The sequence below is a fragment of the Variovorax sp. E3 genome, assembly GCF_016082275.1.
GTDB lineage: Bacteria > Pseudomonadota > Gammaproteobacteria > Burkholderiales > Burkholderiaceae_C > Variovorax.
Map to the genome: position 1 here is coordinate 21,325 of NZ_MOWM01000072.1, position 12,738 is coordinate 34,062.

Here is a 12,738-nt window from a genome sequence, read left to right on the forward strand (position 1 = left end):
GCTCGCGCAGCTCGATGCGTCGGGCGACGATGCGGCCCGCCTCGCGAGCATCGCCACGGCCTTCGGGCATTTGCCCGGGCGACACGCGGTGGCACCCGAGTCGCGTTCAGAGCGCGCGCGCGACAAGGAACTGCACAAGGCCCGCCTCGCACGGCTCGCGCAGCGGCACCCTTCGGTCGCTCAAGCGCTGGCCGCGGCCGTGGCCGAACTGAACCTGGCCGCCCCCGACGCGCGCGATGCGCTGCATGCGCTGGTCGAGGCGCAGCCTACCGGCTGGCCTACTGGCGCGTGGCGGCGGACGAGATCAACTACCGCCGCTTCTTCGACATCAACGACCTCGCGGCGGTGCGCATGGAGCGCGACGACGTGTTCGAGGCCACGCAGTCGTTCGCGCTCGATCTTGCGGCAGCGGGCACGGTCGACGGCCTGCGCATCGACCACCCCGACGGGCTCTATGACCCCGCGCGTATTTCGAGATGCTGCAGCAGGGCTACGCGCGGCGCGCGGGGCTGACGCTGCCCGCGCACGATGCGCTCGATGCGCAGGGCCGGCCGGCACGGCCGCTCTACGTGGTGGCCGAGAAGATCGCCGCCGGCAACGAAGAGGTGCCCGAGCGCTGGCATGTGCACGGCACCACGGGCTACCGCTTTGCCAACGTGGCCAACGGCGTGCTGGTCGACACCTCGGCCGAAGAAATCATCGGCCATGCATGGCGCCGCTTCACGGGCGAGACGCAGGGTTTTCATGCGCTCTCGCAGGCCGGCCGGCGCGAGGTGATGCGCAATGCGCTGTCGTCGGAGCTCAATGTGCTGTCGAGCGAACTGCTGCGCATCGCACGGGCCGACCGCGGCACGCGCGACTACACGCTCAATGCGCTGCGCCGTGCGCTGGCCGACGTGGCGGCCTGCATGCCGGTGTACCGCACCTACATCGTCGAGAAGCCTTCGGCGCAGGACGAACGCTTCATCGACGAAGCCACGCAGGCGGCCGAACGCCAGAGCAGCGACGCCGACCATTCGGTCTTTGCCTTCGTGCGCAACGCGCTGCGCGGCGAGGCCGTGGCGGGCGCGTCGCGCGAGCTGGCCGAACGGGTGCGGCGCTTTGCCGTGCGCTTTCAGCAGTTCAGCGCGCCGGTCACGGCCAAGGGCGTGGAGGACACGGCCTTCTACCGTTACTTTCCGCTGAGCTCGCTCAACGAAGTGGGCGGCGAGCCCGATCGCTTCGGCTTCGAGGTGGACGCGTTCCATGCGCTCAGCGCCGACCGCGCGCTGCGTTGGCCGCACACCATGCTCGCGACCTCGACGCACGACAACAAGCGCTCGGAAGACGTGCGCAACCGCATCGACGTGCTGTCGGAAGTGCCCAACGACTGGGTGCTGGCGCTGACCCGTTGGCACGGCCATTGCCGCGACACGCGGCGCAAGCTGGAGACCGACGACGCGCCGTCGCGCGCCGACGAATACCTGTTCTATCAAACGCTGCTGGGCACGCTGCCGCCGGGCGGGCTCGACGCCGGCAGCGCGCCGGCGTATGCCGACCGCCTCTGGCAGTACATGCAGAAGGCGGCCCGCGAGGCCAAGCTGCGCACGCGCTGGACACAGCCGGACGCGGGCTACGAGGCCGCGCTCGAAGGCTTCGTGCGCGGCGTGCTCGCGAACATGGAGGAGGGCGCGTGCCTGTCCGACACCCAGCAGTTCGCGGACCGGCTCGCATGGTTCGGTGCGTGGAACGGGCTCACGCTCACGCTGCTGAAATACACCTCGCCGGGCGTGCCCGATCTCTACCAGGGCAGCGAGCTGATCGCGCTGAGCCTGGTCGACCCCGACAACCGCCGGCCCGTGGACTACGCGGTGCGCCAGCAGCGGCTCGACGAGCTTGGCGCGATGGCCGATGCACCGGGGCTGGCGGCGCATGTGCATGCGCTGGCCGCGTCACCGCATGACGGGCGCGCGAAGCTGTGGTTCATCTGGCGGCTGCTGTCGCTGCGGCGTGCGCATCCGGCGCTGTTTCGCGATGGGGGGTACGAGGGGCTTGCGGTCGAGGGAGCGATGTCTCGCCATGTCGTGGCGTTCGTACGGCGGCATGAGGACGAAGCGCTGGTCGTGGTGACGGGGCGGCTCTTCGTCGGGCTGTCGCGCGGCGGGTTCACCGTGCCTTCGCTGCCGGTGGCGCAGGGCTGGAGCGACACCGTGGTGCGGCTGCCTGCGGCGCTCCAGGGGGCGACCCTGGAGAACGTGTTGACGGGCGAGACCCTTCGCGCCGACGGCGATGCGTCGCTGCCGCTCGCGGAAGCTTTCGGCGCGATTCCATGGGCGGCGTTCAGGGTGCGTGCTCCTACGCACACGGGTCGAATTCCTACGTAGCCGGCGAGGCGGGCACGGGAGTCTCTGGCGCAGCGCCCCTCACAGGGTTCCGTATGGTTCTTTCTTCAGGAGATTCCCGATGACGAAATCCTTGTCCCTGCTTTCCGTGCTCGCGGCGGGCTTGCTTGCCACCGCGGCGCATGCGCAATCGAACCCGCCCGGCGCGGCCGTGCCGCCGAACACGCCGGGCTATGCGACGGGCAAGTCCGAGATGGCGGGCGAGGCGCGCAAGGACCGGCGTCCGCAGGTCGGTGTGGCCGCGCCCGCGGGCGACGAGGCGAAGACGCCTGAAGGTGGCGCCGTCGGCAGCGACCGGGCTGCCCAGGCAGGCGAGCGCCGTGCCGAGACGCGCGATGCCCGCCGCCCGGGCAAGCCGAAGCCGGTGCCGGGCGGCACGCCGAAATAAGCGACGCGAAGACCGGGGCACGGGGGGCCACCCGGCCCAAGCCGTGCTTCAACTGTGCTGGTGCTTCGGCTCCGCGCGCTGGCGGATCTCGCTGCGCAGCGCACGCTGGCCTGCCGACAGCGCGGTCTCGTAGTTGTCCGCGGCGTCGAAGGCGCGGCGCAGCAGGCGAGGGCTTTCGCCCTGTTCGTCGGTCTCGAGCAATTGCCAGACGTACGCGCCCGGCAACGGCTCCTGGATGGTGAGTTCGATCGGGTGTTTCATGGATTCACCATGACCCTGCGAGGCTCGCCTGTCTGTAGGCCGAGTCCGATCAACCCTCTTCGGTCTTGAAGAGGCCGCGCACGTTGAGCGCCGCAAGGCACACCTGCAGCGCGATCAGCGCCCACGCGCTGGTGTGCACGCCCCACACCACCCACAGCACGTTGCTCAGCAGGAAGATCCAGAAGCCGAGGTTGCGGCGCGATTCGTCACGCGATGCGACGAGCCACGCGGCGGCCAGCGAAGCCGCGAAGGCGGGCCATTGGATGAGCGAGAGAAGGTCCATGGGCGTGCATGTGTCTGGAAAGCGATGCGCTCGACTCTGGCACGGCACTCGCCCGTGCGGCAGGTGCTGTGGACCGACGCGTGGCGTGGGCCGGTTCCCACGTGCGACGTGCCGCACACGCCGCAGATTCACGACTGCAGACACAACACGCTCAGGAGCATCGACATGGAAACCCCCGCACCGCCGTTTGACGAGCGCCTCGTCACCTTCAGCTACATGGGCCGGCTCTTTCTGTGCCGCGCCGAGCGGCTCGACGACCAGACCTACCGGCCTGTGGTCGTCTGCCGCAGCCGCGCACCGGGCCAGCCCGACATCGATTTGCCCGACGACACCGAGAACGTTTCCTACGGCACCGAGGCCGAGGCGCTGCGTCACGCCGAGCAGCAGGCCATGCGCTGGGTGCACGACCGCGCGGGCGCGGGCCAGGGGCAGTTCTGACCAGGAAAGCGCGGGGTGCCGAACATCGTTTGGCAACAAATTATTGACAAACGCCAACTATTGAATTGGGCCGCTCTCCGCAGCACTAATTCATATTCATTACTCGCGGAATAGAAAGTTCGAATTGAGGCAAAGAAGTGTGATTTAGTGCCCTTTTATACGGTGGTTACCCCTAGATAATCGCGCCCCGTGTGTCATTTGGTCACAAATGATTTCGCGGGTAACCGAACTATCAGGGAGAGAAAACAAAAATGAACCGCCATTTGCACCGCGTCGTCTTCAACGCAGCCAGAGGCATGCGGATGGTGGTTCAGGAGACCGCGAGCAGCACCGGCAAGGGATCGAGCAAGGCGACTTCCCTGGCGGGCGCGGGCGTGCTGGCCGGCGTGGCATTGGCGGGCTTGTTGGGGATGGCCGCTCCGCTGCATGCGCAGATCGTGGGCGCGCCCAACGTGCCCGGCAACCTGCGGCCCACCGTGCTGGTCGCGCCCAACGGCGTGCCGTTGGTGAATATCCAGACGCCGTCGGCGGCGGGTGTTTCGCGCAACATCTACAACCAGTTCAACGTGGGCGCGAACGGCGCCATTTTGAACAACAGCCGCGCCAACGTGCAGACCCAACTGGGCGGCTTCGTGCAGGGCAACCCGAACCTGGCGACGGGCGCGGCGCGGATCATCCTCAACGAAGTCAACGGCGGTTCGCCGAGCCAGTTGCGCGGCTACATCGAGGTGGGCGGGCAACGCGCCGAAGTGATCATTGCGAACCCGGCGGGGATCAGCGTGGACGGGGGCGGGTTCATCAACGCGTCGCGGGCGACGCTGACCACGGGCACGCCGCAGTTCAACGCGGTGGGCGGGCTCGACAGTTTTCTGGTGCGCGGCGGAACCATCACGATCGACGGGGCGGGGCTCGACGCGAGCAAGACCGACTACGCGGCGATCCTTGCGCGCGCGGTGCAGGCCAATGCGGGGATCTGGGCGAGCGAGTTGAAGGTGGTGACGGGGGCCAACCAGGTTTCGGCGGATCACAGCCAGGTGACGCCGACTGCGGGGACGGGGGCTGCGCCTAGCTTTGCGCTGGATGTGGCTGCATTGGGGGGCATGTATGCCGGAAAGATCGTGCTCCTTGGTACGGAGCAAGGGCTTGGCGTGCGCAATGCCGGCAACATCGGGGCAAGCGTCGGAAGCCTGGTTGTCACAGCCTCGGGTCGCCTGGAGAACACCGGGACGCTGGAAGGCCGCAGCGTGCAGCTCGCCAGCACCAGCGGCGACATCGTCAACCAAGGCACGATCCGGCAGACCAGCATGGCGCCCCTGTCGCTTTCGGCGCCGACGGTCAGCAACACCAGCGGTGGATGGATCGGCAGCGAGCCTGCGCCCGCGCCGACAGCCAGTACGGGCAGCGAGAGCACTGGCGCTGGTACCACTTCAGGCGGTGGCTCGACAAGCACCACCGCATCGACTGGTGGCACAACAACCGGTGGCACTTCAATACCTGTCGCTGCACCGATAGAGCCGGGCAGCGTCAGCGCCGCCGGTGCGATCCGCAATGATGGCGGCAAGATCTACGCAAGCGGCCCGATCACCTTGCAGACGGCAAACTTGCTGAACAACGGTGGGACATTGAGCGTGGCGAGCCTGGGGCTCAGTCAGCCGACTTTTTCCAACCAGGGTGGGACCATCAATGTTTCCGGGGCCTTCACGGCCAACCTCGGCACCTTCGACAACTCGTCGGGAACGCTGCGCAGCGGCAGCCTCGACATCACCACTGCCGGTGACCTGAACAACCAGGACGGCGTGCTGACCAGCGACAGCAATGCGAATCTCACGGTTGGCGGTTCGGCCAACAATCTGCGCGGCAACATCTCGGCCGCAGGGGCGCTCACGGCCAGCGTGGCCGCAGCCACCGTCAATACCACCGGCACCCTTGCTTCCAACTTGGGGCTGACGCTCGACACCGGCTCGCTGGACAACACACGGGGCAGCATCCAGTCCGCGCAGGCCGGGGTGCGGCTCACCGCGAGGGGTCAATTGGTCAACGGCAGCGGGGGCTCGATCAATACAGCCGCCGACCTGGGAATCAACGCCGCTGCGCTCATGAACACCGGCACGTTGCGTGGCGCGAACGATGTCAGCGTGGTCGCCACCGGCGCGCTCGTCAACGACGGCAATATCACGGCAGGTCGTCATACGACGCTCACTGCTGCGAGCGTACAGAGCGGTACGGCGAGCGTGCTCGGTGCTGGCGTCCAGAGCGACGGCAATCTCGGCGGTACGGGTGAGCTGCGTGTCACCGCCACCGGTGCGCTTGCTGCCAACGGCACCAATCTGGCCGCAGGCAATGCGACGCTCCAGGGTGCGAGCGTCGATCTCTCTGCCAGCAAGACCAGTGGCGGAAACATTGCCGTTACGGCCACGCAGGGTGATGTCAACACCAAAAACAAAGCGGTGATCTCCACGCCCGGTACGTTGAGCATCACGGCGGCAGGCGCGCTGTCGAATGCGGGCGGCACGCTGGGCTCCAACGGCGGGACCACCGTCAATGCCGCCAGTATCGACAATGCTTTGGGAGCGATTGCCGCCGTGGCGGGAGACCTTCACGTCACGACCACCGGAACGACCGACAACACCTCGGGTCGCCTGGCGGCTTCTGGGAAGGTTGTACTCGCGAACGCCGGCTTGACGAACGTGGACGGCAGGGTCAGCGGCAACAGCCTTGTCATCGATACGAACAAGGGAGCGCTGGACAACACGCGCGGAACCTTGACCGCAGACGGCACCATCGATGTGAACTCGGGCTCGCTCGCGAACGACGCAGGCTTGGTGCATTCCGGCGGCGCGATGTCCATCGAGACGCACGGCGGAGCTTGATCAACACGAACGCGGCAGCCTACGCGAACGGCAAGGGCGGCATCCTCAGCGCCGACACCCTGCGCATCGCCACAGGTGCCACAGACGGCTCTTATGGCCGTGTAGACAACAGCGCTGGCTTCATCGGCTCGAAGAATGCCCTGAGTGCCAACACGGGCGAATTCATCAACGGCAACTCCGGCACGGTGCTCGGCCAGTCGACAGTGTCCATGGCAACCCAGGGCGCGGCTTACGACAACAGCGGCGGACAGACGTTGGCTGTGGGCAATCTGCAGATCGATAGCGGGAGCGGCGAAGTAAAAAACGTCGACGGCCTGATTCGTTCTGGCGCCATGACCACGGTACGCGCCGCAGTCTCGACAACACCGCCACCTCCGGAACCGACCGAGGCATCGAAGGCCAGAACGTTGCCGTGACGGCCGCGACGGTCAAGAACAAGCTGGGTGCCATCCGCGCTGATGTGAACATCACTCTGACCAGCACTAGCCTCATCGAGAATGGCACGGGTGGCCTCATCTCCGCAGGTGACACCGTCAGCGTCGTCGATCCGAATGCCGCGAAAACTCTGAACGTATCCAACGCCGGCGGCACCATGCTGGCCGGAAAGACGCTCACGGTGAATGCAGCATCGCTTGCCAGCAGCGGCAAGCTGCTCTCCCGGAGCGACACGCGCCTTGATTTGACGAAAGATGCTGCGTTTGCGTCGGGCAGCGAAACCATTGCCAACCGGAACCTGAGCGTCGCGGCCGGCGGCGACATCACCAACAGCGGCCGGATCGCCGCAGGCAACGATCTGTCGCTCTCGGCCGCCAACGTCAACAACGCTGCGGCAGGCGACATCCAGGGCACCACCACCCGGCTGAGCGCCAGCGGAACCGTGACCAACCGGGGCATCATCGACGGCATCGTGACGCGCATCGATGCGGGCACGCTGACCAATATCGGCACCGGTCGCATCTATGGTGACCAGATTTCCATCGGTGCCGGCACGCTCGACAACTCCGCGGACACAGTCGGCGGCATCACCAGCGCCGCGACCATTGCCGCGCGGGTACGCCTGGACATTGGCGCAGTCGCCGTCAACAACCGGGATGGCGCCCTCATCTTCAGCGACGGAAGCCTCGCCATCGGTCGCGAACTCAACGCGCTCGGCCGTGCCGTCGGCACGGCAACGAACATCGACAATCACGCCGCGACCATCGAGGCCACCGGCAACGTCGACATCAAGACCACCACGCTGAACAACACCAACGGTGGCGTCACCTGGACCTTGCAGCCGGGCACACCCCAGAACTTTGTCGAATACGAGCTCCCAGGCAGCGGCATACGCTACAAGGCCGATGAAGTGCTCATCGGGTTCGGGGGGCTCACGCAGTTCCCGGACACAGGCTGGAACGGCTGGACCGCCGCGAGCGCCGCCAATCCCTTGACGGCCGGCAGCAACCCCTACGCCAGATTGCTGATTCCCTCGCCGGACTATCCGTTGGCACAGTTCCGTACGTACTACCTGCAAAGCCCGGCCAGCAGCCAGAACCGGAGCTACCAGTCGTGTGGTGGTGGCGAAGGCACGGCTTGCGACACTTCCAACATCGCCGGCGCGTGGTATCCGGGCACCGATCCCATATGGGCAACCTTCGGCGTCACACCACCCCCGGTGGACTTTCCGCTGAACTTCCTCGGCCGACGCTACCCGCTTGCCGTGGGTCAACAGTCGGTCGTCACGGGCACGGATTACCTGGGGCGCGATGTTGTCGAGTCCCTGGACCATCCGTTCACCCAGGCCGAGTCCGACCAGTGGCAGGCCTATCAGCAGGCTCACGCCAACCTCGACAAGGCCACGCTGGCGTTCATCTACACGATGACGGGTACGCCGGCGCAGGAGGCGAACTACAAGCCGCCGCGTTTTGCGTCGACCTACGATTCCTACGTCTACACCGTCACCCCGTCCACGCCGGTCCTGCAAAGCTCCGCGCCGGGCAAGATCATCGCGGGCGGCACGATGGACATCGCCGTGGGCAGCGGCGTCAACGACATGAGCCAGATCCTGGCCGGCGGCGCGCTGACGGTCACCGGCGGAACCATCGTCGACAAGGGGCTGACCGTCGATGCGCCCACCGTGCGCGTCGGCACGGTGTCTCACAGCTATGTCGAAGAGCACAGCAGCAACGATGTGCGGGTCAACCAGATTGCGCCGTACAACCTGACAACCAATTCCACCGCAACGCTTGCCGCGGCCCGCCAGGAGGGCAATATTGCTGTCGCCGTGGGAAAGCCGGGTACCGGGGCGTTGTCGGTGGGGCAAACCGGCGCGGGGACCCAGGCGGCTGGCGGTGTTGCCGGCAACGCTATCGTCAAACCCATCCTCCAGGTGCCGTCAAACAGCGGACCCGGCGGCACGGCGGGCGTCGCCGGCGCCACGGTCGTGCGCACCAGCGTGCCCAACGTCGCGATACCCAGTGCGAGCCTGTTCAGGACGATGGGCAATCCGTCGAGCCACTACCTGATCGAAACGGATCCCCGGTTCGCCAACTATCGGAACTGGCTGTCCAGCGACTACCTGCTCAACAACCTCGGGCTGAACCCCGACACCACCCTCAAACGTCTGGGGGATGGCTTCTATGAGCAACGCCTGATTCGCGAGCAGGTCGCCCAGTTGACCGGCTACCGCTACCTGGATGGTTTCCAGAACGATGAGGCGCAGTACATGGCGCTCATGAATGCCGGTGCGGCCTTCGCCCAGCAGTACGGGCTGCGTCCCGGCGTGGCACTGACGGCCGCGCAGATGGCGCAGCTGACCAGCGACATCGTCTGGCTGGTCGAGCAGACGGTGACATTGCCCGATGGCAGCACGCAGCGCGTGCTGGTGCCACAGGTCTATGTGCATGTGAAGCCGGGCGACATCGACGGCTCCGGCGCGCTGCTGTCCGGCGGCAGCGTGGACATGCGTCTCTCGGGCGACCTCACGAACTCGGGAGGCACGATTGCCGGGCGCCATGCGGTCTCGATCTCGGCGGACAACATCAACAACCTTGCGGGCCGCATCACCGGCGAAGATGTCACTCTGAAAGCCCGAACCGACATCAACGTCATCGGTGCCGTGGTGGATGCGACCAAGAGCCTGACGGCCATCGCGGGGCGCGACATCAACGTGATCACGACCACCCGTGACTCGAAGAGCGACACGGGGCCGCTGGCGCGCTCGAGCGCCGACAGCGGGGTAAGCCTCAGCGCCACGACGCTGGACCGTGTAGCGGGGCTGTATGTCACGAATCCGGGAGGAAGCCTGAATGTCGTGGCTGTGCGCGACGCCAACGTGATCGGCGCCGAGATCAAGAGCGCGGGCGATGCGACGGTCGTTGCAGGGCGCGACGTGAATCTTGGAACCGTCACGACGAGCCGTACGGACGACATTCGGTGGAGCTCCAGCAACACGCGCAAGGATGAGGCGAGCGAGCAGATCGGGTCCACGATCAGCGGGGCTGGCAATGTTGGCGTTGGCGCTGGGCGCAACCTCACGGGGGTCGCTGCCACCCTCAACGCGGGTGAGACGCTCACGCTCAGCGCGGGAGACAAGCTCACCCTGGTCGCGGGCGAGAACTCCGCGTCGGCGACCACGAAGGACGCACAGAAAGATGGGCTGACCCACTCCAGCCTGAATGCCGACAGCCAGGAGACCACGCTGGCGCGTACCACGCTCACGGGCAAGGACATCCAGCTCAAGAGCGGTGGGGACATGACGCTCAGTGCCATCGAGGCCAACGCGGAAAACCTGAACATCGACGCTGGCGGCAAGCTCAACCTGCTCACGCAGAAGACGACCAGTGCCTCCAGCAGCACTGCAAACGACGGCGATGGCGCCTGGGTCTCGGCCAAGAGCGCGGGCCATACGGACGAGACCAGTCAGTACAACCTGTTCAATGCGCTGAACACGAGCATCAAGGCCGGTGGCGGGGTGACGGTGCAACTGGGGCAGAACGCCAGCCTCGACGACCTGGCCAAGCAACCTGGCATGGCCTGGGTGAACCAACTGACCTCCGATCCGGCCCTCGCGAACAGCATCGAGTGGCAGCGGGTGCAGGAGGAGCACAAGAAGTGGGCTCAGAGCCAGACAAGCATGGGGCCGGTGAGCTCACTCATCGTCAGTCTGGTGGTGGGTGTTGCAACAGCCGGTGCCGGGTCGGCTGCGGTCGGGACGGCCGGCACAGCGACGACCACAGGGACCGGCATCGCCGGTGCAATGGGGCTTTCCGCGACGGCGACCACCATCGCTTCGGCTGCGATGCAGGCTGGCATCACGGCCCTGGCGAGTCAGGCGACGATCTCCTTCGTCAACAACGACGGGAACCTCGGGAAGGTGTTTGACGAGTTGGGCAGCAGCCAGAGCGTCAAGAACATCCTGACGGCGATGATCACAGCGGGCACCATTCAAGGGTTCAGTGTGGGAGGCGTGCTGCCGGAAAACCTCGCCAACGCCACGAACGGTTCGGCGCGATTCACGGATCAATTGCAGCGCCAATTGGTCGATGGCGCCGCTGGTGCGGTAGTACGCAGCGCCATCAATGGCACCAGCCTGGAAAGTGAACTGCGAACCGGGTTGACAAACGCACTGCTGAACACGGCGGCGGCACAGAGCGCCTACGGCATCGGGACATTGGCGCACAACGGAGACATCAACGCCTTGACGCAAAATGTCTTGCACGCTATCGCCGGGTGCGCGGTCGGTGTGGTGCGTGCGGACAATGCAAGCGGATGCGGTGCGGGAGCGCTGGGTGCAGTCATTGGCGAGCTTACTGCCAGCACGTTCGGTCGCGACAAGTACGGCAATGTACTGCCCGGCGCGGTCGAGATGACCCAGGTGCTTGCGGTCATCGCTGGCGCAGTTGCCGGACTCGACGCCAACAGCATCTATGTCGCCGCAGCCTCGAGTGCCAATGCAGCCATCAACAATGCGCTGAGCATGCGCGGCTCAACAAAGTTCAAGAGCGATCTGCGTGCGTGTTCGAGCGGAACGGACAAGAGTTGTGATGTCGACAAGTTGCGCGAAGAGATGACGCGCGACACCGACAAGCAAACTGCGCGCATCAAGAGCGCTTGCAGTGGGTCGGGAAGCCTTGATAACTGCACGGCGCTTGCCAACAGTGCGAACCTGACGCTGAACAACCTCATTGATGCGTCCTTCTATGCCGACACGCCCGAGAAGAGGGCGCTGGTGGATGAGCTGATCGGCCGACAACTATCGGACATGACCGACATGTACGAGGCGCTGACGAAGCAGCAATCCACGGCCGGTTTTGCTGACTTGTTGAAGACTGCGATCGCTGGTGCATTGCCCATCGTGGGACCAGGGATCGGCACCATGCTTGGTACCAAGCTGGGGGGTATCGGCGGCAAGGCCCCAATCGGTGGGAACTTTGCTGGCACGACCAAATGCTCCTTTCGGGGCGATATGCAGGTTAAAACCCGGTCAGGCTACACCCAGATCAAGGACATTCGTGTAGGTGACGGCGTTTACTCGCGCAACGAATTGGACGGCGCGGTTGATTACAAAACCGTGATGGCGCAATATAGCAACCCGTACAAAGAAACTGTTTACGTAAGCGTCAAGGACCTCGATGGTCGGACGCAGGTCATTGTTTCGAATGCCATCCATCCGTTTTTTGCGCGAGTGCCAGATACAGGGAGCGCGACTGTATTGCCGAAGGCGTCCGAAGGGCACGACTATCGGGGATCAATCCCTCACGCGCAATGGGTCGACGCGGCAAATTTGAAGGCTGGCTATCGGCTGCTGGGCAGCAGCAACCATTGGCTAGAGATCGTAGGAATTCAGCGGACAGCGGAGCCATTTACAGCCTACAACCTGACAGTCGAGGATTTTCATACCTACTTCATCAAGAGCGACGAAGGAAAGGAGGGTGTTTGGGTTCACAACAACTGTTGGGATAACTTGCCCAGTAATGCTGTTGCTACTGGTAAGACGACGCCCGATGGGCGAATGCTCTATACCTTTAAAGATGAAAGCGGAAAAACTGTCACCGCCTATCAAGGCAGAGATGGGGATACCCGCTGGTATGACCCCAAGGAATACTCGCCCAATTCTCCCCCACCCCCACCCCCACC

Annotated in this window: 10 protein-coding genes; 7 read left to right on the forward strand and 3 right to left on the reverse strand. The window is 65.2% G+C overall.

The features are described from left to right. Positions 1-106: 106 nt before the first annotated feature. The gene (locus tag BMG07_RS42645; protein WP_269759307.1) at positions 107-247 is read right to left on the reverse strand and encodes a hypothetical protein; all 141 of its coding nucleotides are present in this window, start codon (positions 245-247) and stop codon (positions 107-109) included. Positions 248-288: 41 nt separating this feature from the next. On the opposite strand from BMG07_RS42645, the gene BMG07_RS42650 reads away from it, so the two are divergent. The 3 genes from BMG07_RS42650 to BMG07_RS23020 all read left to right on the forward strand — a co-directional run bounded on the left by BMG07_RS42650 (position 289) and on the right by BMG07_RS23020 (position 2,769). After that, entirely contained in the window at positions 289-513 is a 225-nt protein-coding gene (locus BMG07_RS42650) for a hypothetical protein (RefSeq protein ID WP_269759308.1), read from the forward strand. Then, the gene (gene treY, locus BMG07_RS42655; protein WP_269759309.1) at positions 477-2,363 is read left to right on the forward strand and encodes a malto-oligosyltrehalose synthase; all 1,887 of its coding nucleotides are present in this window, start codon (positions 477-479) and stop codon (positions 2,361-2,363) included. Before BMG07_RS42650 ends, treY begins: the two co-directional genes overlap by 37 nt. A gap of 79 nt (positions 2,364-2,442) precedes the next feature. Further along, positions 2,443-2,769 carry a cell envelope biogenesis protein TolA gene (locus tag BMG07_RS23020; protein WP_198086493.1) on the forward strand — a complete coding sequence of 109 codons (327 nt, stop codon included), beginning with the start codon at positions 2,443-2,445 and terminating at the stop codon, positions 2,767-2,769. A gap of 48 nt (positions 2,770-2,817) precedes the next feature. Here BMG07_RS23020 and BMG07_RS23025 read toward each other — a convergent pair whose 3' ends face one another. Then, on the reverse strand, positions 2,818-3,030 hold the full coding sequence (locus BMG07_RS23025; RefSeq protein WP_198086494.1) for a hypothetical protein: 213 nt from the start codon (positions 3,028-3,030) through the stop codon (positions 2,818-2,820). Positions 3,031-3,079: 49 nt separating this feature from the next. Next, positions 3,080-3,313: a hypothetical protein gene (locus BMG07_RS23030; RefSeq protein WP_198086495.1), complete on the reverse strand. Its 234-nt coding sequence runs from the start codon at positions 3,311-3,313 to the stop codon at positions 3,080-3,082. A 24-nt stretch (positions 3,314-3,337) separates the two neighbouring features. Between BMG07_RS23030 and BMG07_RS23035 the strand changes: the two genes are divergently transcribed. The 4 genes from BMG07_RS23035 to BMG07_RS44265 all read left to right on the forward strand — a co-directional run. Next, entirely contained in the window at positions 3,338-3,751 is a 414-nt protein-coding gene (locus BMG07_RS23035) for a hypothetical protein (RefSeq protein WP_269759310.1), read from the forward strand. A 251-nt stretch (positions 3,752-4,002) separates the two neighbouring features. Continuing rightward, on the forward strand, positions 4,003-6,621 hold the full coding sequence (locus tag BMG07_RS23040; RefSeq protein WP_269759311.1) for a filamentous hemagglutinin N-terminal domain-containing protein: 2,619 nt from the start codon (positions 4,003-4,005) through the stop codon (positions 6,619-6,621). Further along, positions 6,618-7,037 (forward strand): hypothetical protein, encoded by a 420-nt coding sequence (locus BMG07_RS42660; protein WP_269759312.1) that lies wholly within the window; start codon positions 6,618-6,620, stop codon positions 7,035-7,037. The genes BMG07_RS23040 and BMG07_RS42660 overlap by 4 nt, the downstream gene beginning before the upstream one ends. Continuing rightward, a partial coding sequence (locus tag BMG07_RS44265; RefSeq protein WP_307867051.1) for a polymorphic toxin-type HINT domain-containing protein occupies positions 7,034-12,738 on the forward strand: 5,705 nt, incomplete at its 3' end. The genes BMG07_RS42660 and BMG07_RS44265, both read left to right, overlap by 4 nt.